General features: G+C 64.0%; 22 protein-coding genes. 11 read left to right on the top strand and 11 right to left on the bottom strand.

All coding sequences use genetic code 11. From position 1 onward, the window contains the following. Window positions 1-42: 42 nt before the first annotated feature. Together gatC and B5525_RS35970 are read right to left on the bottom strand one after the other, a co-directional pair. Window positions 43-330, bottom strand: coding sequence for an Asp-tRNA(Asn)/Glu-tRNA(Gln) amidotransferase subunit GatC (gene gatC / locus B5525_RS35965; protein WP_079570665.1), 288 nt, complete (start codon window positions 328-330; stop codon window positions 43-45). A gap of 78 nt (window positions 331-408) precedes the next feature. Beyond that, entirely contained in the window at window positions 409-1488 is a 1080-nt protein-coding gene (locus tag B5525_RS35970) for an NAD(P)H-dependent flavin oxidoreductase (protein ID WP_079570667.1), read from the bottom strand. Between the two features lie 179 nt (window positions 1489-1667). Between B5525_RS35970 and ruvX the strand changes: the two genes are divergently transcribed. Next, window positions 1668-2150: a Holliday junction resolvase RuvX gene (ruvX, locus tag B5525_RS35975; RefSeq protein ID WP_079570668.1), complete on the top strand. Its 483-nt coding sequence runs from the start codon at window positions 1668-1670 to the stop codon at window positions 2148-2150. Window positions 2151-2252: 102 nt separating this feature from the next. On the opposite strand, the gene B5525_RS35980 is transcribed toward ruvX, so the two are convergent. From B5525_RS35980 to B5525_RS35990, 3 genes are all read right to left on the bottom strand, one after another. Then, a complete protein-coding gene (locus B5525_RS35980) occupies window positions 2253-3035 on the bottom strand; it encodes a CPBP family intramembrane glutamic endopeptidase (protein ID WP_079570670.1) in 783 nt (260 codons plus the stop codon). A 58-nt stretch (window positions 3036-3093) separates the two neighbouring features. Next, window positions 3094-4737, bottom strand: coding sequence for an acyl-CoA dehydrogenase family protein (locus tag B5525_RS35985; RefSeq protein ID WP_079570671.1), 1644 nt, complete (start codon window positions 4735-4737; stop codon window positions 3094-3096). 88 nt (window positions 4738-4825) lie between these two features. Continuing rightward, complete coding sequence (locus tag B5525_RS35990) at window positions 4826-5587, bottom strand: M15 family metallopeptidase (RefSeq protein WP_079570673.1); 762 nt, start codon at window positions 5585-5587, stop codon at window positions 4826-4828. Window positions 5588-5726: 139 nt separating this feature from the next. On the opposite strand from B5525_RS35990, the gene B5525_RS35995 reads away from it, so the two are divergent. The 3 genes from B5525_RS35995 to plsY all read left to right on the top strand — a co-directional run bounded on the left by B5525_RS35995 (window position 5727) and on the right by plsY (window position 8803). Further along, window positions 5727-6680, top strand: a complete 954-nt coding sequence (locus tag B5525_RS35995) for an aspartate carbamoyltransferase catalytic subunit (RefSeq protein WP_079570674.1) — start codon at window positions 5727-5729, stop codon at window positions 6678-6680. 4 nt (window positions 6681-6684) lie between these two features. After that, on the top strand, window positions 6685-7986 hold the full coding sequence (locus B5525_RS36000) for a dihydroorotase (RefSeq protein WP_079570676.1): 1302 nt from the start codon (window positions 6685-6687) through the stop codon (window positions 7984-7986). 220 nt (window positions 7987-8206) lie between these two features. Beyond that, a complete protein-coding gene (plsY, locus tag B5525_RS36005; RefSeq protein WP_079574258.1) occupies window positions 8207-8803 on the top strand; it encodes a glycerol-3-phosphate 1-O-acyltransferase PlsY in 597 nt (198 codons plus the stop codon). 119 nt (window positions 8804-8922) lie between these two features. On the opposite strand, the gene B5525_RS36010 is transcribed toward plsY, so the two are convergent. Further along, window positions 8923-10164 carry an amidase gene (locus B5525_RS36010; RefSeq protein ID WP_079570677.1) on the bottom strand — a complete coding sequence of 414 codons (1242 nt, stop codon included), beginning with the start codon at window positions 10162-10164 and terminating at the stop codon, window positions 8923-8925. 209 nt (window positions 10165-10373) lie between these two features. Here B5525_RS36010 and dprA point away from each other — a divergent pair, with 209 nt between their 5' ends. Then, window positions 10374-11489, top strand: a complete 1116-nt coding sequence (gene dprA / locus B5525_RS36015; protein WP_079570679.1) for a DNA-processing protein DprA — start codon at window positions 10374-10376, stop codon at window positions 11487-11489. Window positions 11490-11501: 12 nt separating this feature from the next. Here dprA and B5525_RS36020 read toward each other — a convergent pair whose 3' ends face one another. Further along, window positions 11502-11903 carry a winged helix-turn-helix transcriptional regulator gene (locus B5525_RS36020; protein ID WP_079570680.1) on the bottom strand — a complete coding sequence of 134 codons (402 nt, stop codon included), beginning with the start codon at window positions 11901-11903 and terminating at the stop codon, window positions 11502-11504. 96 nt (window positions 11904-11999) lie between these two features. On the opposite strand from B5525_RS36020, the gene B5525_RS36025 reads away from it, so the two are divergent. Then, on the top strand, window positions 12000-12608 hold the full coding sequence (locus tag B5525_RS36025) for an FMN-dependent NADH-azoreductase (protein ID WP_079570681.1): 609 nt from the start codon (window positions 12000-12002) through the stop codon (window positions 12606-12608). A gap of 72 nt (window positions 12609-12680) precedes the next feature. Here the strand turns inward: B5525_RS36025 and B5525_RS45640 are convergent, their stop codons facing one another. Beyond that, window positions 12681-12845 (bottom strand): hypothetical protein, encoded by a 165-nt coding sequence (locus B5525_RS45640; RefSeq protein WP_172900044.1) that lies wholly within the window; start codon window positions 12843-12845, stop codon window positions 12681-12683. 189 nt (window positions 12846-13034) lie between these two features. Beyond that, window positions 13035-13808, bottom strand: coding sequence for an SDR family oxidoreductase (locus B5525_RS36030; RefSeq protein ID WP_079570682.1), 774 nt, complete (start codon window positions 13806-13808; stop codon window positions 13035-13037). Between the two features lie 122 nt (window positions 13809-13930). Between B5525_RS36030 and B5525_RS36035 the strand changes: the two genes are divergently transcribed. Further along, complete coding sequence (locus B5525_RS36035) at window positions 13931-14386, top strand: winged helix-turn-helix transcriptional regulator (RefSeq protein WP_079570683.1); 456 nt, start codon at window positions 13931-13933, stop codon at window positions 14384-14386. Between the two features lie 55 nt (window positions 14387-14441). On the opposite strand, the gene B5525_RS36040 is transcribed toward B5525_RS36035, so the two are convergent. Then, entirely contained in the window at window positions 14442-14675 is a 234-nt protein-coding gene (locus B5525_RS36040) for a hypothetical protein (protein WP_079570684.1), read from the bottom strand. A gap of 224 nt (window positions 14676-14899) precedes the next feature. On the opposite strand from B5525_RS36040, the gene topA reads away from it, so the two are divergent. The 4 genes from topA to B5525_RS36060 are packed head-to-tail and all read left to right on the top strand — an operon-like array spanning window position 14900 to window position 21242. After that, window positions 14900-17668, top strand: a complete 2769-nt coding sequence (gene topA, locus B5525_RS36045; RefSeq protein WP_079570685.1) for a type I DNA topoisomerase — start codon at window positions 14900-14902, stop codon at window positions 17666-17668. Between the two features lies 1 nt (window position 17669). Further along, window positions 17670-20027, top strand: coding sequence for a ribonuclease R (gene rnr / locus B5525_RS36050; protein ID WP_079570686.1), 2358 nt, complete (start codon window positions 17670-17672; stop codon window positions 20025-20027). Next, the gene (locus B5525_RS36055) at window positions 20015-20443 is read left to right on the top strand and encodes a DUF983 domain-containing protein (protein ID WP_079570688.1); all 429 of its coding nucleotides are present in this window, start codon (window positions 20015-20017) and stop codon (window positions 20441-20443) included. Before rnr ends, B5525_RS36055 begins: the two co-directional genes overlap by 13 nt. A 55-nt stretch (window positions 20444-20498) precedes the next feature. Beyond that, window positions 20499-21242, top strand: a complete 744-nt coding sequence (locus B5525_RS36060; RefSeq protein ID WP_079570689.1) for an NUDIX hydrolase — start codon at window positions 20499-20501, stop codon at window positions 21240-21242. Between the two features lie 495 nt (window positions 21243-21737). Here the strand turns inward: B5525_RS36060 and B5525_RS44925 are convergent, their stop codons facing one another. Then, complete coding sequence (locus tag B5525_RS44925) at window positions 21738-22226, bottom strand: hypothetical protein (RefSeq protein WP_154073656.1); 489 nt, start codon at window positions 22224-22226, stop codon at window positions 21738-21740. Window positions 22227-22398 lie beyond the last annotated feature (172 nt).

Consider the following 22398-nt stretch of genomic DNA (forward strand, 5'->3'; position numbering starts at 1 on the left):
TGTTTGTTTAGCGCGCACCGTTCGCGCGGACCGCGCCAAGACCTATTCGACGACTTTCGGCACCAGAAAGAAATGGTCTTCCGTGGCCGGCGCGTTCCTGACGATGTCGTCGGCGATCTCGCCGTCATTGACCACGTCCGGGCGCTTCTTCATCTCCATCGGGGTCACCGAGGTCATCGGCTCGACGCCCTCGACATTGACTTCCGAAAGCTGCTCGACGAACGCCAGCATGGCGTTCAATTCGCCCTGCAAGTGTGGAACCTCGGTCTCGGTGACCGCGATCCGCGCAAGATGGGCGATACGGCGGACGGTGGCGGCATCGACGGACATTATATATGGCCTCTGACGGCAAAATTCAGTCCGCCGTATAGCAGAGGGTGCTTTTGCGCCGCAACCACGGCCCGGAGGTTATCGGCCTGCCATCTGGCTCATCCGCGCCAAAGCCGCGCCGGCCAGGGCCCGGGTCAGCTCGGCGGCGGGCATTTCGCGCCCCAACCGTACCGCCTGCCCGGCCCAAAGATTGGTAAAATCGACCCTGCCGAGCTTTTCCGCCGCCGCCTTCAGCGGCGCCAGGGCGGTCGCGGCATGGGGAAAAGCCGGGGCATCCGGCGAAATCGGGCCAACCTCACGCATCACACGGTTGGCGACCCCGCGCGCCGGGCGGCCGGTCATCACATTGGTGATCACGGTGGCATCGTCCGGCGCCTGGGCAAGCGCCACCCGCGCAGGCGCACTGACCCTGGATTCCGGGCAGCGCAGATAGGCGGTGCCGATCTGCACCCCGGCCGCGCCCAGCGCGAACGCCGCCGCGATGCCCCGCCCGTCGGCGATGCCACCCGCGGCAATCACCGGGACCTTCACGGCATCGACGACCTGCGGCACCAGCGCGAAGGTGCCGGGCTGCTCGGCGATATTCTCGGTGAGGAACATGCCCCGATGGCCGCCGGCTTCCGCGCCTTGCGCGATGATAACGTCGGCGCCGTTCTCCTCGAGCCAGATCGCCTCTTTCACGATGGTCGCCGACGACATCACGATGCAGCCGGCCGCCTTGACGCGCTCGAGCAGCGCCTGTCCCGGCAGGCCGAAATGGAAGCTGACGACTTCCGGCTTCAGCTCCTCGACCAAACCGCACATCGCGGCGTCGAACGGCGCGCGGTTGGCGGCGTTGATGGGCGCCGCCGGGTCGACCCCGAACTCTTCGTAATAAGCCGCAAGCCGCTGCTTCCATCCGGCCTCGCGTTTTGCGTCGGCATCGGCCGGCGTGTGGCAAAAGAAGTTCATGTTGACCGGGGCCGAGACACGTTGCCGGAAGATGTTGACCTGTTCGCGCGCCTTCTCCACCGACAGCATCGCACACGGCAGCGAGCCGAGCGCGCCACCCTCCGCCGCGGCGATCATCAGTTCGGCATTCATCACGCCGGCCATCGGCGCCAGCACGATGGGGAATTCAGTCTCGAAAAGCTCGATAAGTCGTCGGTCCGGCCACATGATCAGCTTTATCCGTGAGATTTGGGGAACGGGCGCAGGCATCGTTGCGGTGGCCGCCTTTACATTAACACCGCCGAAGCCCGAATAGCCATGCATCCGGGCCCCCAGCCTTCCCCCGCCGCGGCAGACCAGCCCTTGACGCTTTGCAGGGATCGCCGGCCGCGTGGTATGCGAGCGCGATGGCTGCCCTCATTCTCCCCCTGATCGGAGCTGCCGCGCACTGGCCTCCGCGCGGCGCGCTGGTCGGGCTCGATCTGGGCACCAAGACCATCGGGGTCGCGGTCTCCGACCCCGACCGGCGGCTGGCGACCGGTGTCGAGACCATCCAGCGCAAGGCGTTCAAGGCCGACGCCGCCCGCCTGTTGGCCATCGCCGCCGAGCGCAACGCGGTCGGCTTCGTGCTCGGCCTGCCCATCAACATGGACGCCAGCGAGGGACCGCGGGCACAATCCACCCGTGCCTTCGCCCGTAATTTCTCCAAACTCACCGATCTCGCCATCGCCCTCTGGGACGAGCGGCTTTCGACCGCGGCGGTCGAACGCGAACTGATCGGCATGGACATGAGCCGCGCCCGCCGCGCCGAGGTGATCGACGAGCACGCCGCGATCTTCATCCTGCAGGGCGCGCTGGACCGGCTGGGAAATTTGCGCGACACGCGCTGACACCCCCAAGTTCGTCTTTGCGAGCGAAGCGAAGCAATCCAGCTTTCTTGATTGTTGGGCTATGGTTGCTTCGCTTCGCTCGCAATGACGACATAACGACTTCTACCCGTGCCCCGCCAGCATGATGGTCTGCGCTACCGCGGCCAGATTGTTGAGGCCGTGCACGAAGATCGTCAGCCAGGTCGAATTGAAGCGGTAGCGGAGATAGCCCAGCAGCAGCCCGATCGAAAACACCTCGCCGAAGAAGAACCAGTCATATTGCAGATGCAGCGCGGTCCACACGATCGACGACAGCAGGATGGCGCCGGGTACGCGGAGAAAGGATTCCGACCAGCCGCGGTAGAGAAAGCCGCGCGCGAACAATTCCTCCGACACCGGTGCCGCGACGCAGAACGCGATCACCAAAAGCCACAACGCGCCGTCGGCGCGCGCCGACTGCAGCACGTCCCCCATGAAGCCCGGCGAGACCTCGCGCCCCGTCGCGCGCGACACCGCGTCCCATCCCATCACGAGAACGCCGAGTGCGACGCCGCCGATGACGAAATTGACCCACGAAGTTCCGCGCAAAGCGAGATAGTCGGCAAACGGCGTGCCCGAGATGCGGATCGCGAGCCACAGCGCGACGAGCACCGCGGGCAGCCCCGCGATCACCGAGAGCGAGATCGTCAGGCCGCCGCCGACGACATGGATCGCGGCGGCCACGTCGATGGGCCCTTCGCGCCGCAACACGAACCAGAGCACGACAGCCATCTGCCCCGCGAACATCGCGGCGAAGACCAGAAGGCCCCACAGTGTGGTGCCCCAGAATTTCCAGACGCGTGGCGGGCGTTGGGTGGGGATGACCGACGTAGACGCGGCGGGGCTTGCGGGATCGAGAGAGTCCATTACCTGGCTTTCATTGTTGGTTTTCGTCGTGCCCCGCCGTGACGGGATAGACTGTCCGTCAGGGCAGCGTCCGGCCCAGCAACGTCCTGATGTCACTGGAAGCGACATCGACCGCGCCGTACATGCTGCCGTGATTCTGGGCAAGCCGCGTCCGCGCGAACAATTCGGCGTGATGCGGCGAAACTTTGTTCAACGCAGCCGCAGCCGCCAGCAGCGCCAGCTTCTCGACCGCGAGCCGCGCCACGCGCTCGCTGTCCGGCCTGCGGAAGGCCTTGCCGATGAACGTCACCACGTCGCCGGCGCCGGACAGGCCGCTGGTTTCGCCGGCAAGCTGCTGCAGGACCGCGCTTGCCGCCTCGACCTCGCGCGACAGCGCCCGCAGCACGTCCAGGCACATCACATTGCCCGAGCCTTCCCAGATCGCGTTGACCGGGGATTCACGGTAATGCCGCGCCAAAATACCCTCCTCGACATAGCCATTGCCGCCGAGACACTCCATCGCCTCGTAGAGAAATCCCGGTGCGCTCTTGCACACCCAGTATTTGATGGCGGGCGTCAGCAGCCGCATGTACGCCGCCTCGTTCTGGTCGTGCGGCGCCTGGTCAAACGAACGGCACAGCCGCATCACCAGCGCGATCGAGGCCTCGGCATGCAGCGCCATGTCCGACAGCACCGCCTGCATCAGCGGCTGATCGGCGAGATGCTTCTGGAACACGCTGCGGTGCCTGGAGTGATGCAGCGCATGCGCGAGGCCCGACCGCATCAGGCCGGCGGAAGCGATCGCGCAATCCTGCCGCGTCAACTGCACCATCTGGATGATGGTGCGGATGCCCTTGCCCTCGTCGCCGACCCGCACCCCGTAAGCGCCGACGAACTCCACTTCGGACGAGGCATTGGAGCGGTTGCCGAGCTTGTCCTTCAGGCGCTGGAACTGGATCGCGTTGATCGATCCGTCGGGGCGAAAGCGCGGCATGAAGAAGCAGGTGAGGCCTTTGTCTGCCTGCGCCAGCACCAGGAAGGCGTCGCACATCGGTGCCGACATGAACCATTTATGCCCGGTGATGCGATAGGCATCGCCGTCGCGCTCCGCGCGCGTCATGTTGGAACGCACGTCGGTGCCGCCCTGCTTCTCGGTCATGCCCATGCCGAGCGTCATGCCCCGCTTGGTCCACCACGGCGCGAAGGAGGGATCATAGGCGCGGGTCGAGATCACCGACATCAGTTTCGTCAGCAGATCCGGCTGCGCCGCCAGCGCCGCCACCGAGGCACGCGTCATGGTGATCGGACACAGATGCCCGGTCTCGACTTGCGAAGCCATATAGAATTTGGCCGCGCGCACCACTTCGGCCGCATTGCCGGCCGGCTTGCCGTCCACGGTCCAGGTCGAGTTGTGAATGCCGGCGTAGGCGCTGCGCGCCATCACTTCGTGATAGGCGGGATGAAACTCGACCTCGTCGCGCCGGTTGCCGCGGGAATCGAAGGTGCGCAGTTTCGGCGTGTTCTCGTTGGCAATGCGGCCGCGCTCGGCCATAGCAGCCGAACCCCAGTGCTGGCCGAACTCGGAAAGTTCCTTTTGCGCATGCGCCCCGCCATTGGCCGTAACCGATTCCATCAACGGCCGGTCCACCGCGAACAGATCCACGTCTTCGAACGGCGGCGACTGGTTGAACACTTCGTGGGTCGCGAATGTCGCTTGAGTCATGGGCTACGTCCGGCTGTCGAATAGACGAGGAATTGGGGTAAGGTCAGGCGACAGGCTGTAGCCTTTCACCCCGATCGCACGCTTTGTTCTACCTCAACCGCTTTGTGATCGGAAAATCATACGCGGGCCCGCCGGCCCCCGGCAGCGAAAAATGCCACCACTCCTTGGAATAATTTACAAAACCTTGCTTCGCCATGACAGCAACCAGCGCGTTGCGCCAGCGGCGCTGGGCTGATGTGATGGAAGTGGCCGCGGTGTGCGCCTTGAGGTCGGAACAGTCGTAGCCGGTGCCCATATCGACACTGCCCTCCGGGGCGCGCGCGTCCGCCGGCGCGGTGCAGTCGGCATAGGCCTTGCCGGGATCGAACGCCCCTGAATTGTCGGCCGTGAGGTCGACCAGGGTCAGGTCGACCGCGGCGCCGGTGGAATGGCCGGAATGCTCGGCGATATAGCCCAAACGAAACAGATCCTTCTTGCCGAATGCCGGATTATACCGCCGCTCGGCGGGCGTCTCCCGGCCGTTCTGTGCCCACAGCACCATGTCGTGCACCGCGCGCGCCGGGCGGTAGCAATCCAGCATTTTCAGCGACAGCTTTTGCGGGCTAAGTTCCTGCTGGGCGCGCTTGAGCGCCAGTCCGACCTCCCGTTTCACCACGCATTCGGCACCCTCGTAGCCGGAAAGCGTCCGGCCGACGAAATTATTGGCCCCGGCATAGCGGATGTCCTGGAGGATGGACGGATCGATATCGCGCAGGAAGACGAAACCGCCGGGCGGACTCTGGGCGCTGGCCGGGTTCGCGAGCGCCAACGCCGTTAACAGGATCCGAGTAAACCATTTCAAACTGCGCATTCCCTAGGGGTTGGCGATCCAATCGCGGCCACTTTGCGGCGTCCGCGTTTACCGTGCTTCCGACAGATTAGGGGATAACTCGGCAGCCTTCTATTCGCCCTTGCCCCCCGCGCCATCCGTGCCTATAGCTCTCGTTTTAATGACCCCTGCATCGAAATCGACCTTCGTCCTCGGTCACCGGCACCTGCTGGGAATCGAGGGGCTTTCCGCTGCCGATATTACCGGCCTGCTCGACCTTTCCGAGGAATACGTCGAGCTCAACCGCCAGGTCGACAAGAAGCGCACCTCCTTGCGCGGCCGCACCCAGATCAACCTGTTCTTCGAAGCCTCGACCCGGACCCAGTCCTCGTTCGAACTGGCGGGAAAACGGCTGGGCGCCGACGTCATGAACATGTCGGTGTCCTCCTCCTCGATCCGCAAGGGCGAGACGCTGATGGACACCGCGGTGACGCTGAACGCCATGCATCCGGACATCTTGGTGGTGCGGCACCATGCCTCCGGCGCGGTGGAACTGTTGGCGCGCAAGGTCGACGGTTCCGTGATCAATGCCGGCGACGGCGTCCACGAGCACCCGACCCAGGCGCTGCTCGACGCGCTGACCATCCGCCGCAACAAGGGCCGGCTCGAGGGGCTCGTCATCGCGATCTGCGGCGACGTCATGCATTCGCGGGTGGCCCGTTCCAATATCCTTTTGCTCAATGCCATGGGCGCCCGCGTCCGCGTGGTCGCGCCCTCCACACTGCTGCCGCGCGGCATCGAGCGAATGGGAGTCGAGGTCGCCCGCGACATGCGCGAGGGCCTCAATGGTGCCGACATCGTGATGATGCTGCGGCTGCAGCGCGAGCGCATGAACGGCTCGTTCGTGCCGTCGACCCAGGAATACTTTCACTATTTTGGCCTCGACCAGAAGAAACTGGCCTATGCTAAACCCGACGCGCTGGTGATGCATCCGGGGCCGATGAACCGCGGCGTCGAGATCGATTCGATCGTGGCGGACGGGGCGCAGTCGCTGATCCGCGAACAGGTGGAAATGGGAGTGGCGGTGCGGATGGCGGTGCTCGAAGCGCTCGCCCGCAACCTGCCGAACGCGTGACATCATGCTGACCGACCGCCGCCCGATCCTGCTCGCCAACGCCCGCCTGATCGATCCCTCGCGCGATTTCGACGGCATCGGCGACGTGCTGATCGCCGACGGCACCATCCGCGAAAGCCGGCGCGGCATTGGTGCTGCCGGCGTTCCCGAGGGCACCGACATCATCAATTGCGCCGGCAAGATCATAGCCCCCGGCCTGATCGACATGCGCGCCTTCGTCGGCGAGCCCGGCGCCAGCCACCGCGAAACCTTTGCCTCCGCAAGCCAGGCCGCGGCGACCGGCGGTATCACCACCATCATCTGCCAGCCCGATACCTCGCCGGTGATCGACAATTCCGCGACGGTCGATTTTGTCCTGCGCCGCGCCCGCGATACTGCGATCGTCAACATCCACCCGATGGCGGCGCTGACAAAGGGCATGGGCGGCGAGGAAATGACCGAGATCGGCCTGTTGAAGGCCGCCGGCGCCGTCGCCTTCACCGACGGCGACAGAAGCGTCACCAATGCGCAGGTGATGCGCCGGGCGCTGACCTACGCGCGCGACTTCGACGCGCTGATCGTGCATCACACCGAAGACCCGCATCTGGTCGGCGAAGGCGTCATGAACGAGGGCGAATTCGCCGCAAGGCTGGGACTGGTCGGCATTCCCGACGCCGCCGAGACCATCATGCTGGAGCGCGACATGCGTCTCGTCGCGCTGACCGGCGGGCGCTATCACGCGGCGTCGCTGAGCTGCATCGGCTCGCTGGAAATCCTGAAGCGCGCGCGGGACGCAGGCCTTGCGGTCTCAGCCTCGGTCTCGATCAATCATGTGACCCTGAACGAAAACGACATCGGTCCCTACCGGACATTCCTGAAACTATCACCGCCGCTGCGCACCGAGGACGACCGGCTGGCGCTGGTTGAAGCCGTCGCCTCCGGCCTGATCGACGTCATCATGTCCGACCACAATCCGCAGGACGTCGAGGTGAAGCGGCTGCCGTTCGCAGAAGCGGCTTCCGGCGCGATCGGCCTGCAGACCATGCTGCCGGCGGCGCTTCGGTTGATCCACAATGGCGCCATGGATTTCAAGACGCTGATCCGCGCAATGTCGACGCGCCCGGCCGAACTGTTGGGCCTGCCCGGCGGCACGCTACGGGCTGGTTCGCCCGCCGACATCATCGTGATCGACGCCGATACGCCCTGGGTGCTCGATCCCGTCGATATCAAGTCACAATGCAAGAATACGCCGTTCGACGAGGCGCGGTTCTCGGGCCGCGTGGTGCGCACGATCGTCAGCGGACGGACCGTCTACGAGCACGTCTGATATCGTGAAATCCGGATGGGAACGGTGGCGCGGTCAATGGGGATAGATTTGAGCGAGCGCTTCCAATGATATCCCGACCAGGGCTGCCGCGAGATAAAGACTGAAGAAGATCAGGCTAAATCGGGTGCGCACGTAAGGCATGACAATCTCCCGTCGGTGAGAAATCACCATGCGGATTTATGGTTAACAATTCCTTGATCCGCGGATGGAGCCACTGGATATGTTGATATCGCCTTTTGCCGATGGCGTGATCGCCCTCTTGGTCGGCTACCTCTTCGGCTCGATTCCGTTCGGCCTGATCCTCACGCGGGCCGCCGGCACCCAGGATCTCCGCTCGATCGGCTCCGGCAATATCGGCGCCACCAACGTGCTGCGCACCGGACGCAAGGGCCTCGCCGCGGCGACCCTGATCGGCGACGCGCTGAAGGGCACCGCCGCGGTCATCCTCGCGGGCTATTTCGGCGGGCCCAATGCGGCTATGGCGGCAGCGCTCGGCGCGTTCCTCGGCCACCTCTTTCCGGTATGGCTGAACTTCAGAGGCGGCAAAGGCGTCGCGGTCTATATCGGTATCCTCATCGGACTATTCTGGCCGGCCGCGATCGTGTTTTGCGTGATCTGGCTCACGACCGCCATCGTCACGCGGTACTCTTCGCTGTCGGCGCTGGTCGCGAGCGTGGTGACACCGATCTTCCTGTGGTGGTTTGGCCACCTCGCACTGGCCTCGCTATTCGCCGTGGTGACGCTGCTGCTGTTCTACATGCACCGCGAAAACATCAAGCGGTTGCGGGCGGGCACCGAGGGCAAGATCGGGAAGTAGTGAGGGATCGTCATTCCGGGGCGATGCGAAGCATCGAACCCGGAATCTCGAGATTCCCCGATGTGCAATTGCACATCGAGGTCCACGCTGACGCGTGTCCCGGAATGACAGACTACCTCTCAACCCTTCGCCAGTGTCTCCTCGACAAAACGTGCCACCTTCAGCGCGCCGGCATCGTTGCCGAAGCGGGCGATCACCTGCACGCCCACCGGCAATCCGCCGTCGGCGACGTGAGCGGGAACGTTGACGCAGGGAACGCCCATCAAGGTCCACAGTTTGTTGAAACGGGTATCGCCGGTCGAGGCCAGTCCCTTCGGCGCAGCACCCGGCGCGGAGAAAGTCAGCAACGCGTCGAAATCGTCGAAGATTTTGGCCAGCGCCTTGCGGCCCCGGTTCGCGGTTCGGCGCGCCTCGTCGTAATCGGCAGCTGCGATGCCGACGGTCTCGTCGAGTTTGGCGCGCAATAGCGGCGGCATCGCATCGTATTGCGTGCGGTATTCCCAGGCGAGCGCCTGATGGGCCTCGAATTCCTGCACCGTCTCGTGCGCCAGCCACGCCTCGGCCGATATTTCCGGCAAGGCGAGCGTACGAACGGAGGCGCCGGCGCGTTCCACCGCCATGCCGGCGATCCGCAACGCTTCCGCGCTGGCGGCTTCAGGCTTGCCGGCAAAATCCTGCGTCACCACCGCGATGCGCGGCCGCTCGATCGCAGCGCCGAGCAGCAGTTCGGGCCGGCCGGTCATCGCCGAAAGTCCGAGCGCGAGATCTTCAACGCCGGCCGCAAACAGCCCGACGGTGTCCAGCGTCCACGAAAAACATTTGACGCCGACCGTCGGCAGTACGCGGAACGAAGGTTTGATCGCGGCTACGCCGCAATACGACGCCGGACGGATCACCGAGCCGCCGGTCTGCGTTCCCAACGCCAGCGGAATCATCCCGGCCGCGACGGCTGCCGCCGACCCCGAGGACGATCCGCCCGGCGTGTGGGCGTGGTTGCGCGGATTGAGGGTCGCGGTCGGATCGCGCGAGGCGAAGCCCGTCGTCGTGGTCTTGCCGGCGATGGAAGCGCCCGCCTGCTTGAGCATCATCACGACAGGCGCGTCCGCGCGCGGACGCCAGCCCCGGTAGATCTTGGAACCCATCTCGGTCGGAAAATCCGCAGTATCGATGATGTCCTTGATCCCGACCGCAATGCCACGCAGCGGACCTGCGTCGGCGGCGCGGACGTTGTCGGCGCGACAGACGAAGGCGCCGATGGTCTTGTCCTGCGCCTCGATCGCCTCACCGGATTGTGCGATCGCGGCATCCGCCGAAAGCTCGCCGGAAGCGATTCGGCGCTGGAGATCGGCGAGCGAGATCATGGGCATTTTCTCCTGCGGAAGGCAGCACGGCTTTTACGGAGCGCGGCGGGATCGGGCAAGCGCCGCCCCGTCATTCCGGGGCAATGCGAAGCATCGAACCCCGAATCTCTAGATTCCGGGTCTGTGCGAAGGCGCGTGTCCCGGAATGACCGAGCGCCCCCTTCCCCACGCCCCCAGGTTGATCCACACTCCCGTTTCCCGGGGGCCGCATGGATAGCAAGACGCCGAGCACCACAGATCTCACCGACGCAGAGCGGATCGACCGGCTGCGGCTGATCCGTTCCGACAATGTCGGGCCGCGCACCTTCCGTTCCCTGATCAACCATTTCGGCAGCGCGCGCACAGCGCTTTCGCGGCTGCCCGATCTCGCCCGGCGCGGCGGCGCGGCACGGCCGGGGCGGATCTATAGCGAAGAGGACGCGCGCGCCGAACTGGCCGCGAGTGAACGGCTCGGCGTGCATCTGCTGGCGCCGGGGGAAGACGGCTATCCGCCGCGGCTGTCGGAGCTCGACGATGCGCCGCCCCTGCTCGGCGTGCGGGGGGTGCGCGATGTGCTGATGCGGCCGATCATCGCGGTGGTCGGTTCGCGCAACGCGTCGGGCGCCGGATTGAAATTCGCAGGCTCGATTGCGCGCGATCTCGGCGAGGCCGGATTCATGGTTGCCTCCGGCCTGGCGCGCGGCATCGATGCGGCGGCGCATCGCGCCAGCCTCGCCAGCGGCACGATCGCGGTGCTGGCCGGCGGACATGACCGGGTTTATCCGCCCGAACACGAGGACCTGCTGGCGGAGTTGATCGACGCCGGTGGGGCGGCGATTTCCGAGATGCCACTCGGGCATGCGCCGCGCGCCCGCGACTTTCCCCGGCGCAACCGGCTGATCTCCGGCGTGGCGCTCGGCGTCGTCGTGGTCGAGGCCGCGCATCGCTCGGGCTCGCTGATCACGGCACGGATCGCCGCCGAACAGGGCCGCGAGGTATTCGCGGTGCCGGGCTCGCCGCTCGATCCGCGCGCCGCCGGCACCAACGATCTGATCAAGCAGGGCGCGACGCTGACCACGGAAGCGTCCGACGTCATCAATGCGGTCGAGCCGATCATGGGACGGCCGCCGTCATTGCGCGAGCCTGACGATGAGCCGCTGGCCTCTGAGCCTGACGCCGGTGATCGCGCCCGTATCATCGACTTGCTCGGGCCTACTCCCGTTCTGCTCGACGATCTCATCCGGATGGCCGGCGCCTCGCCAGCGATCGTGCGCACCGTGCTGCTCGAGCTCGAACTTGCCGGCCGGCTCGAGCGTCACGGCGGCGGGCTGGTGTCGCTGGTTTAAACGACACGGCAATCAGTCGGCATCATTGCGGCGATCGAATTTTGCCCGCGCGGCTTCGATTTCCGCTCGATGATCGTTGGCCCACTTGCCCAGCGTTTCCACCGGCTTCCACAGCCCGCGTCCGAGGTCTGTGAGTTCGTAATCGACGCGCGGCGGAATGGTCGGGAACACGGTCCGGGTCACCAGGCCGTCGCGTTCAAGCCCGCGCAGGGTCAGCGTCAGCATCCGCTGCGAGATGCCGCCGACCATGCGCTTGATTTCATTGAAGCGCCGCGGGCCGTCACCGAGCAGCCTGATGACGAACACGCTCCATTTGTCGCCGACCCGCGCCAGGATGGAGGCAACGCCGCGGCAATCGCTTTCGAGATGCGCATAGGGTGCCAGGACGGTCACATCGGTGTGCTCGGGTTTCAATGCTGTGCTCGGGTGCCAAAAATGTGCGTTCTTGCGGGGTTTGCAGACAGTCACTCATATAGTCTCAGTTACAAACATATACCAAGGGTGACACTCATGAAACTTCTTCATATCGATTCCAGCGTGCTTGGCCCCCACTCGGTCAGCCGGCAGGTTTCCGCGGCGATCGTGGAACGCCTGCGCGAGGCCACACCTCACCTGGACATCGTCTACCGCGACCTGAGTTCGACGCCACTGGCGCATCTGTCGGGTCCGCATCTTGCGGCCGCGCAGGGCGCCGCGCCCGATGACGCCCTGCGACAGGACCTCGCCGCCGGTCAGGCGGTCCTGGAGGAGTTTCTCGCCGCCGACATCGTGGTGCTCGGCGCGCCCATGTACAATTTCACGATACCGAGCCAGCTCAAGGCCTGGATCGACCGCATCCTGGTGGCGGGCAAGACATTCAGGTACGGCGCGCAAGGCGCGGAGGGTCTGGCCGGCAACAAGCGCGTCATCATTGCGATCTCGCGGGGCGGCTTCTACGGCACCGGCACGCCGGCTGCGGTCGGCGAACACCTGGAAACCTATTTGCGCTGGGTGTTTGGGTTTATCGGGATAAAGAACCCCGAATTCATTCTCGCCGATGGTATCCAGGTCGGGCCCGAACACCGCGAAAAAGCGCTGGCAAACGCGCTGCAAGCCGCAACCAACCTGCAGGCCGCATGAGATGAGATAAGCAAACGGCCTGCCGTCGTGGAACGGCGACGGCAGGCTAGTCTCAATCTGAATACAACGGTGTCAATACCAGGCGCCGGGCACGCCAATGATAATGGCAATGAGGGATATCAAAAGACCAATCCCGGAAAACAATGCGACCACGACAAACTGTCCGCCGTCTGATTTCTGCGACGAAGCTGCTGCGGAAACCGGAATCGATGCGGTGACGCGCGCGGCTTTCGGCATGACAGCCTCTCCAATTCATAGAGCAATCAGAAGTCCCAACCCTTGGAGAGGTCTAGCTTGGTACGGCAAAGGTTCAACGCATTCGCACGGAATTGGAAAATTTGCCGGCGGCCGAGGGAACCGACCACCACGATCGATGCGACGTCCATCAAATCGTGCTGATCGGATCGATGATCTCGTGTTTTCCGTCTATGCGCGATAGATCGGCGCGCCGGCGGGCGAACTGGTGGCTCCGCCGTCCACGAAGATCTCCGCGCCTTGAACATTCGACGAATCGTCGGAGGCGAGGAACAACACCGTCTTGGCGACCTCCTCGGCCTCGCCGAGCCGGCCCAGCGGTATGGTGCGCGAAATGCGCTTGTCCAGAGCGGCGAACGCTTCGGCGGTCGGCGCCACACGATCCCAGATCGGCGTGCGCGCCGCGCCCGGAGCGACCACATTGACCCGGATCCCGCGCGGCGAAAGTTCCGAGACCATCACCCGCGCCATCGCCCGGACGCCGGCCTTGCTCGCTGCATAGGCGGCATAGCCGGGACTGCCCAGCACGGAGATGACGGAGCCGTTGAGGATGATCGAGGCGCCATCGTTGAGGTAAGGCACCGCCGCCTGCACGGTGAAGAATACCGACGTGATGTTGGTCCGGATCACGGATTCAAACGTCGCCAAAGTGGTCCCGCCGATTGGCGTATTGGCGCCGATGCCGGCATTGGCGAATACGATGTCGAGCTTTCCGAATTTGGCCGCGGCCTGTTTGACCGCGGCTTCCGTCGCCGAGATATCGTTGGCATCGGCCACGATCGCGAGCGCATTCGCCCCGAGTTCCTTCGCAGCCGCCTCCAGGGTCGCCGCATTGCGCCCGGTGATGGAGACCCGTGCGCCCTCGTCCACGAACAGCCGGGCGGTCGCAAGCCCGATGCCGCTGTTGCCGCCAGTGATGAATGCCGTCTTGTTCGCGAGGCGCATGGTCGACTCCCGTTGATAGTGGTTGCATTATGCAACTAAATTGCCATTTAGACGGTCTGGTTTTATAATGCAACCACACAACGTCGTGATCGGTGCACGTGTCACGATCAGCAGGGATCGCCATGGTAAAACGGACGAGTTTCGAAAACGCGGGTTGCCCGGTCGCGCGGTCGCTGGACGCGCTCGGCGACTGGTGGTCGCTCCTGATCATCCGCGACGCCTTTCTCGGCCTTCGCCGCTTCGGGGAATTCCAGAAGCACCTCGGATGTGCGAAGAACATCCTGACCGTGCGGCTGCGCGCGCTGGTTGACCAGGACATCCTGACGACCGCGCCCGCTTCCGATGGCAGCGCCTATCAGGAATATCTGCTGACGCCGAAGGGACGCGGGGTATTTCCGATCCTGGTTGCGCTCCGGCAATGGAGCGAGGAGTTTGCTTGCGAGGGAGGTGCGTTCGCCGACGTTCTGATCGACCGGAACAACGGCCAACCGGTACGCAGGCTCGAACTGCACGCGCAGGATGGGCGTCTATTGGGCTTCGGCGACATCGAGATCAAAAAGCGCCGCCGACGCGCTTGAACCGTCGTTGCGCGGAGCCGATGGACCGCACTTTGCGCGGGCCCAGGTCAGACCGTCACGACAGGTTCCGTTTGCTGCGGAGCCGCAAATGTTCCTCGGCTTCGAGCTGCGTCATCCCAAGCAGGAAGCCGAGCACGTCGAGCTTGTGGCGTCGCACCAGCCCGGCCAGTTCGGCAACGGTCTCGGCAATGACGGCCGCGGCCTCGTCCGGGCCTCCCTCGCCTGCTGGTTCATCGCTCCTCCCCCTGCCCTGATGCGTGCGCGCCCGCCGGCCACCGCTTTTGGTCAACCAGTCACATCCAATGCCGCGAATTATCATCAGATACGCCTTTTAAGTGCGCAACTCTGGGAGGCAAATCACAACTTTTTAGATATAAGCTCGAGGTCCCTGGAGGCCCAATCAACATCTGTCCATTTGACAGGGGGCTCCGCTGCTCCCATGTTCGGAACGAAACGGCCGACGCGAATCTCGCGGAACCGGCCTTTATTTTTCCCGTAAGCCATTGGAATGACATGAATATCGTCATTGTCGAGTCGCCAGCTAAGGCCAAGACGATCAACAAATATCTGGGGGCCTCCTACGAGGTTCTCGCCTCGTTCGGCCATGTCCGGGACCTCCCGGCCAAGAACGGATCGGTCGATCCGGATGCCAATTTCCAGATGATCTGGGAGATCGACCCCAAGGCGGCCGGCCGGCTCAACGATATCGCCAAGGCGCTGAAGGGCGCGGACCGGTTGATCCTCGCCACCGACCCTGATCGCGAGGGCGAAGCTATCTCCTGGCACGTGCTGGAGGTGCTGAAGGAAAAGCGCGCGCTCAAGGACCACAAGATCGAGCGCGTGGTGTTCAACGCCATCACCAAGCAGGCGGTGACGGACGCGATGAAGAACCCGCGCCAGATCGATGGCGCGCTGGTCGACGCCTATATGGCGCGCCGCGCGCTGGATTATCTGGTCGGTTTTACCCTTTCGCCGGTGTTGTGGCGCAAATTGCCGGGCGCACGTTCGGCGGGCCGCGTGCAATCGGTGGCGCTGCGGCTGGTCTGCGACCGCGAACTGGAAATCGAGAAGTTCGTGCCGCGCGAATACTGGTCGCTGGTCGCGACCCTGACGACGCCGCGCGGCGATGCGTTCGAGGCTCGGCTGGTCGGCGCCGATGGCAAGAAGATCCAACGGCTCGACATCGGCACCGGCGCGGAAGCCGAGGATTTCAAGAAGGCGATCGAAGCCGCCAACTTCACGGTGTCCACCGTCGAGGCCAAACCGGCGCGGCGCAATCCGCAGGCGCCGTTCACCACCTCGACGCTGCAGCAGGAAGCCAGCCGCAAGCTCGGCTTTGCGCCGGCGCACACGATGCGGATCGCGCAGCGGCTCTATGAGGGCATCGATATCGGCGGCGAAACCACCGGCCTCATTACCTATATGCGTACCGACGGCGTGCAGATCGACGGTTCGGCGATCACGCAAGCGCGTAAGGTGATCGGTGAAGATTACGGCAACGCCTACGTGCCGGACGCCCCGCGCCAGTACCAGGCCAAGGCCAAGAACGCGCAGGAAGCGCACGAAGCGATCCGCCCGACCGATCTGTCGCGCCGGCCGGCCGACATGCGCCGCCGCCTCGATACCGATCAGGCCAGGCTGTATGAGCTGATCTGGATCCGCACCATCGCCAGCCAGATGGAATCCGCCGAACTGGAGCGCACCACGGTCGATATCGCGGCCAAGGCCGGCTCCCGCGTGCTGGACCTGCGCGCCAGCGGCCAGGTCATCAAATTCGACGGTTTTCTGGCGCTCTACCAGGAAGGTCGCGATGACGACGGCGACGACGAGGACTCACGCCGCCTCCCCGTCATGAGCGAGGGCGAAGCGCTGAAGCGCCGGGATCTCGCCGTCACCCAGCATTTTACCGAACCGCCGCCGCGTTTTTCCGAGGCGTCGCTGGTCAAGCGCATGGAGGAACTCGGCATCGGCCGCCCTTCCACCTACGCCTCGATCCTGCAGGTGCTGAAGGATCGCGGCTATGTCAGGCTCGAGAAGAAGCGCCTGCATGGCGAGGACAAGGGCCGCGTCGTCGTCGCGTTCCTGGAGAATTTCTTCGCGCGCTACGTTGAATATGATTTCACCGCCGACCTCGAAGAGCAACTCGACCGCATTTCCAACAACGAGATTTCCTGGCAGCAGGTGCTGAAGGATTTCTGGGTCGGCTTCATCGGTGCCGTCAACGAGATCAAGGATTTGCGCGTCGCCCAGGTGCTGGACGCGCTGGACGACATGCTGGGCCCGCACATCTATGCGCCGCGCGAGGACGGCGGCGATCCCCGGCAATGCCCGAGCTGCGGCGCCGGCAAGCTCAATCTCAAGGCCGGAAAATTCGGCGCCTTCGTCGGCTGCTCCAACTATCCGGAATGCCGCTACACCCGTCCGCTCGCCGCCGACGGCGAGGCCAGCGCCGATCGCATCCTGGGCAAGGATCCCGAGACTGATCGCGACGTCGTCGTGAAGGCGGGGCGCTTCGGTCCCTATATCCAGCTCGGCGAGCAGAAGGACTACGCGGAGGGCGAGAAGCCCAAGCGCGCGGGCATTCCGAAGAACACCTCGCCTTCCGACGTCGAACTCGACCTGGCCCTGAAGCTGCTGTCGCTGCCGCGCGAGATCGGCAAGCATCCCGAGACCGGCGAGCCGATCACCGCGGGTCTTGGCCGCTTCGGGCCGTTCGTGAAGCACGAGAAGATCTATGCCAGCCTGGAGGCCGGCGACGAGGTGTTCGATGTCGGGTTGAACCGGGCGGTCACGCTGATCGCCGAGAAAATCGCAAAGGGCCCGAGCGGCCGGCGCTTCGGCGCCGATCCCGGCAAACCCTTGGGCGATCATCCGACCCTTGGCGGCGTCGCGGTCAAGAACGGACGCTACGGCGCCTATGTCACGGCCGACGGCGTCAATGCCACGATCCCCAGCGACAAGACGCCGGAAACCATCACGCTTGCGGAGGCGATCGCGCTGATCGACGAACGCGTGGCGAAGGGTGGCGGCAAACCCAAGCGCGGCGCCAAGAAGGCCAAAACGGCCAAGCCCGCCAAAGTGGAGCCCGACGCAACGGTGGCAAAGCCCGCCAAGAAGGCGGCGGCGAAGAAATCCGCGGCCAAGCCCAAATCCGATGCCAAGTCAGAGGCCGTCAGCAAGGCGCGCGCCCCGGTGACGGCGACGGCAAAAACCTCTCTGGCCAAGCCTGCGCTCGCCGCCAAGACGCCCGCGAAGAAAAGCGCGGGCAAGGCGCGGGGATAACGTGGCAAAAGATCGCGACACTGGCTTTCCGGCCCGGGACGCCATCGTCGCCTTCATCCGCGCGCAGCCGGGCGAAGTCGGAACCCGAGAGATCGCGCGCGAGTTCGGCCTGAAGAACGCTGACCGCGCCGAGCTGAAACGGATCCTGCGCGAGCTTGCCGACGAAGGCGCGGTTGAGAAGCGCGGCAAGAAGATCCGCGAACCCGCCGTCCTGCCGGCAACGGTCATGGCCGACGTCACCGGCCGCGATGCCGACGGCGAGCTGGTCGCCACTCCCGCCGAATGGGATGAGGTCGAAAGCGGCGAACCGCCGAAAATCCGCATCCTTATCCCCAGACGCGCCCAGCCCGGGACTACGCCGGGCGTCGGCGACCGCGCGCTGCTGCGGATCGAAAAGCTCGAAGAGCGCGACCGCGACGGGACGGTCTATCGCGGCCGCGTCATCAAGGTCATCGATCACGCCAAGACCCGCGTACTCGGCATTTTCCGCAAGCTGCCGGACGGCGGCGGAAGGCTGATCCCGGTCGACAAGAAGCAGGCTAGCCGCGAACTGAACATCGCCAAGACCGACACCGGCGGCGCCGAGGATGGCGATCTCGTCAGCGTCGACCTGGTACGCTCGCGCGGTTTTGGCCTTGCCTCCGGCAAGGTCAAGGAGCGGCTCGGCTCCTTGGCGAGCGAAAAGGCGGTCAGCCTGATCGCGATTGCCGCCCACGAGATTCCACAGGCCTTCTCTCCCGCGGCGGTGCGCGAGGCCGAGGAGGCGAAACCGGCGACGTTGAAGGGCCGCGAAGACTGGCGCGAGGTCCCGCTGGTCACCATCGATCCGCCCGACGCCAAGGATCACGACGACGCGGTGCACGCCCTGCCGGATCCGGATCCGAACAACAAGGGCGGCTTTATCGTCAACGTCGCGATTGCCGACGTCGGCTTCTATGTGCGCCCGGGCTCCGCGCTCGACCGCGACGCGCTGACGCGCGGCAATTCGGTGTATTTCCCCGACCGCGTGGTGCCGATGCTGCCCGAGCGTATCTCCAACGATCTCTGCTCGCTGGTGCCGGGCGAGCCGCGCGGCGCGCTGGCGGTGCGGATGGTGATCGCGGGTGACGGCCGCAAGCGCTCGCACAGTTTCCACCGCATCCTGATGCGCTCGGCCGCCAAGCTGAATTACGCGCAGGCGCAGGCCGCGATCGACGGCCGGCCGGATGATACGACGGGACCCCTGCTCGCTCCCGTCCTCAAGCCGCTCTACGACGCCTATGCGGTGGTCAAGCGCGCGCGCGACGAGCGCGATCCGCTCGACCTCGACATCCCCGAACGCAAGATCCTGCTGAAGCCCGACGGCACGGTGGATCGCGTCATCGTTCCGGAGCGGCTCGACGCGCATAAGCTGATCGAGGAATTCATGATCCTGGCCAACGTCGCGGCGGCCGAGATGCTTGAAAAGAAGTCGCTGCCGCTTATCTATCGTGTGCACGATGAACCGACGCTCGAGAAGGTTCACGCCTTGCAGGAATTCCTGAAAACCCTCGATCTGCCGTTCGCGAAAAGCGGCGCGTTGCGCCCCTCTTTGTTCAATCGCGTGCTGGCGCAGGTCCGGGGGCGCGATTCCGAGCCGCTGGTGAACGAAGTGGTATTGCGCTCGCAAGCCCAGGCCGAATACGCCGCCGAGAATTACGGCCATTTCGGCCTGAACCTGCGGCGTTACGCCCATTTCACGTCGCCCATCAGGCGATACGCGGACCTGATCGTGCACCGCGCGCTGATCCGTGGCCTGGGCCTCGGCGAAGGCGCGCTGCCGGAGACCGAGACGGTGGAAACGCTGACCGAGGTCGCCGCCCAGATTTCGCTGACCGAACGCCGCGCCATGAAGGCCGAACGCGAAACCGCCGACCGCCTGATCGCACATTTCCTCGCCGACCGCATCGGGGCGACCTTTCAGGGCCGCATCTCCGGCGTTACCCGCGCCGGCCTGTTCGTCAAACTCAGCGATACCGGCGCCGACGGCCTGATCCCCATCCGCACGCTGGGGACCGAGTATTTCAACTATGACGAGACCCGCCATGCGCTGATCGGCTCGCGCAGCGGTGCCATGCACCGGCTGGGTGACGTGGTCGACGTTCGTCTGGTAGAAGCAGCCCCGGTCGCCGGCGCGCTGCGGTTCGAATTGCTGTCGGAAGGCAATGTCGTCCCGCGCGGTCGCAAGCGCCCCGAAGATTCCACGCCGCGTGCCAAGGCGCATCCGGGCCGAAGTCCGCGCAAGAAAGATCGCAAGCCGGACAAAGCTAAATCAGGCAACACCAAGCCTGGCAATGCAAAGTCAGGCAAATCGAGGAAAGGCAAGTCATGGCAAACGTGAGCGGCCATCCCATCGTCTGGAGCCGGGAAACCGGCGCGCTCGAAAAGCGTGACGTCTGGACCGCGCTGAAGCGCGGCTTTCGCGGCCGCTGCCCTCGCTGCGGCGAAGGCAAACTTTTTCGTGCGTTTTTGAAAGTGGACGACCACTGCTCGGTTTGCCAGCTGGATTTCACCCCGCACCGCGCCGACGATCTTCCGGCCTATCTCGTGATCGTCATCGTCGGTCACATCGTGGTGCCGACGATCCTGTGGATCGAGACCGACTATTCACCTTCAATCGCGCTGCAGCTCTCGATCTATCTGCCGCTCACCCTGATCTTGTCATTGGCCTTGCTGCAACCGGTGAAAGGCGCCGTGGTTGCGATCCAGTGGGCCTTGCGCATGCATGGATTTGACGAACAAAATCCGACAGAATAGCCACACGATCCAAACAACAAGAAACGACGAGAACGAAACGGGTGGTAGGAGCGAAATGAGCGAGACGAAAAGCGAGACGGTCCGGGAAGAAAAAGAAGCCGATCACCACCCCTATCGCCGCCCGGTCGACGCCGCCACCCTCATTCTGGTCGATCGCACCGTCGCTACACCGAAGGTTCTGGTGGGCAAGCGCCACGACAAGGTGGTGTTCATGCCCGGCAAATTCGTCTTTCCCGGCGGCCGGGTCGACAAGACCGACAACCGCGTTCCGGTCGCAGCGCCGGTTCCGAAGGCGCTGGAAGAAAACCTCCTGAAGGGCAGCCCGAAGATCAATGCCTCGCGCGCGCGTTCGCTGACGATCGCCGCCATCCGCGAGGCCTGCGAGGAAACCGGTCTTTGCCTGGGGCGCAAGAGCAATGGTGCTGCGCCGACGCTGGAAGGCCCCTGGAAGCCGTTTACCGAGGCTGGCCTCTTGCCCGATCCCTCCGGACTGTTTCTGATTGCGCGCGCGATCACCCCGCCCGGCCGCGTCCGCCGTTTCGATACCCGCTTCTTCACCGCGGATGCCTCCGCCATCGCCCATCACGTCGAGGGCGTGATCCATGCCGATGCCGAACTGGTCGAGCTGGTCTGGGTCGAGCTCGGATCGAAGCCGCTCGCCGACCTGCATCCCATGACCAAAAATGTCCTCGGAGAACTCGAAAAACGTCTAGCCGCCGGCCCCCTCAGCCACGACGCGCCGGTGCCATTTTTCTATTTCTACGGCGGCAAGATGCAGAAGGACGTGCTGGGGGTGTAACTCCAGAACGTCATTCCGGGGCGATGCGAAGCATCGGTAGGGCGGATTGGAGCCGAAGGCGTAATCCGCCCTCTTGGAGACTAAGACGCCGGGTCACGACCCGAGCTACGAGCTCCTTGAGAATCGAGAGCAAGGCGCGACACTGAACCGCCAGACCGATAGAGGACCATACCGCAGGCTGCGTAAGGCCGCAGCTGTCGCCTTCTAGCAAAGCAATGCACTTACTCCGAGCCACAGCTTGCGGCGGATATTTGCGATCACCAAAAGGTAATTCGATCATAAATTCCTTCTCCGTCTTGTTTAACCGATAGGAGTAGGTTCTTCGCGAAGCGTCGTCGTCGCCCTCGGACCTATAAAGCGATTTTCCAAGCTCCGGCGAGCCAATCAATCTGTAGCTGGTAAGCCTATGATCGTCGCAGAATTCGTCTCGCGTGTAATTTGCCCGTCGAGCAAAATCGCGATCTTGCAAAAGATCGCAAATAACCATGTCGATAGCTACGTTAAGCGCCGAAAGGCAAATGGCGTTAAAAGTGCTTCTCTTTCGATTTGAATTGGACGGTACGGAAGCATTGGAAGCATCGCTACGATGCGATCGTCGCAAGTCGTAGCCTCGACGAGTTCTCCAGCCGTTTGGCTTTTTGCAAGCCGCTTCAGGAGTGACCAGCGGCCAGGGAACTCAAAGTACGTTGTACCCTCTACTGATCGATATTTCAGCCTGAGCTGATCAGATGCGATATGGTAAGTCGCATTGAAAAAATTGATTGGTACTATCGCAATCAACGGCAGAAGAGCCGGAACGGCCCACAAACGATATCTCGTCCATGTGACCAAAAATGTCAGTGCAAGCCAGCCGATGGCGATAGAAAACGTAAGAGAACCCGGTTCAAGATATTCTAGAAGTAGCCAAGAGATGCCGGCTACGACATATTTTGTCAGGGCCGATATTGAAAAGATGAATTGTTTGGCGTCGCCGCGCACGGACACGACTAATTGCTCGCCAGCACTCTTCGAGTTTTCAACTATCCCTTGGAAAAGTCGGTTGCGTCTATTCAATAACCACCAGCTAGTTTAGGCCGTGAACGCCTTTTTGCCGGATCAACCGGCACGTTTGCGTGATGCAGTTCGCGAGTGAGAAGTGTTTTCCACTGACCTCCAG

Source organism: Bradyrhizobium erythrophlei, assembly GCF_900129505.1.
GTDB lineage: Bacteria > Pseudomonadota > Alphaproteobacteria > Rhizobiales > Xanthobacteraceae > Bradyrhizobium > Bradyrhizobium erythrophlei_D.

Excerpts from the sequence above, each read along its gene's own strand:
- gatC (WP_079570665.1), bottom strand. The coding sequence starts at position 330 with ATGTCCGTCGATGCCGCCACCGTCCGCCGTATCGCCCATCTTGCGCGG.
- B5525_RS35970 (WP_079570667.1), bottom strand. The coding sequence starts at position 1,488 with ATGTGGCCGGACCGACGACTTATCGAGCTTTTCGAGACTGAATTCCCC.
- ruvX (WP_079570668.1), top strand. The coding sequence starts at position 1,668 with ATGGCTGCCCTCATTCTCCCCCTGATCGGAGCTGCCGCGCACTGGCCT.
- B5525_RS35980 (WP_079570670.1), bottom strand. The coding sequence starts at position 3,035 with ATGGACTCTCTCGATCCCGCAAGCCCCGCCGCGTCTACGTCGGTCATC.
- B5525_RS35985 (WP_079570671.1), bottom strand. The coding sequence starts at position 4,737 with ATGACTCAAGCGACATTCGCGACCCACGAAGTGTTCAACCAGTCGCCG.
- B5525_RS35990 (WP_079570673.1), bottom strand. The coding sequence starts at position 5,587 with ATGCGCAGTTTGAAATGGTTTACTCGGATCCTGTTAACGGCGTTGGCG.
- B5525_RS35995 (WP_079570674.1), top strand. The coding sequence starts at position 5,727 with ATGACCCCTGCATCGAAATCGACCTTCGTCCTCGGTCACCGGCACCTG.
- B5525_RS36000 (WP_079570676.1), top strand. The coding sequence starts at position 6,685 with ATGCTGACCGACCGCCGCCCGATCCTGCTCGCCAACGCCCGCCTGATC.
- plsY (WP_079574258.1), top strand. The coding sequence starts at position 8,207 with ATGTTGATATCGCCTTTTGCCGATGGCGTGATCGCCCTCTTGGTCGGC.
- B5525_RS36010 (WP_079570677.1), bottom strand. The coding sequence starts at position 10,164 with ATGATCTCGCTCGCCGATCTCCAGCGCCGAATCGCTTCCGGCGAGCTT.
- dprA (WP_079570679.1), top strand. The coding sequence starts at position 10,374 with ATGGATAGCAAGACGCCGAGCACCACAGATCTCACCGACGCAGAGCGG.
- B5525_RS36025 (WP_079570681.1), top strand. The coding sequence starts at position 12,000 with ATGAAACTTCTTCATATCGATTCCAGCGTGCTTGGCCCCCACTCGGTC.
- B5525_RS45640 (WP_172900044.1), bottom strand. The coding sequence starts at position 12,845 with ATGCCGAAAGCCGCGCGCGTCACCGCATCGATTCCGGTTTCCGCAGCA.
- B5525_RS36030 (WP_079570682.1), bottom strand. The coding sequence starts at position 13,808 with ATGCGCCTCGCGAACAAGACGGCATTCATCACTGGCGGCAACAGCGGC.
- B5525_RS36035 (WP_079570683.1), top strand. The coding sequence starts at position 13,931 with ATGGTAAAACGGACGAGTTTCGAAAACGCGGGTTGCCCGGTCGCGCGG.
- topA (WP_079570685.1), top strand. The coding sequence starts at position 14,900 with ATGAATATCGTCATTGTCGAGTCGCCAGCTAAGGCCAAGACGATCAAC.
- B5525_RS36055 (WP_079570688.1), top strand. The coding sequence starts at position 20,015 with ATGGCAAACGTGAGCGGCCATCCCATCGTCTGGAGCCGGGAAACCGGC.
- B5525_RS36060 (WP_079570689.1), top strand. The coding sequence starts at position 20,499 with ATGAGCGAGACGAAAAGCGAGACGGTCCGGGAAGAAAAAGAAGCCGAT.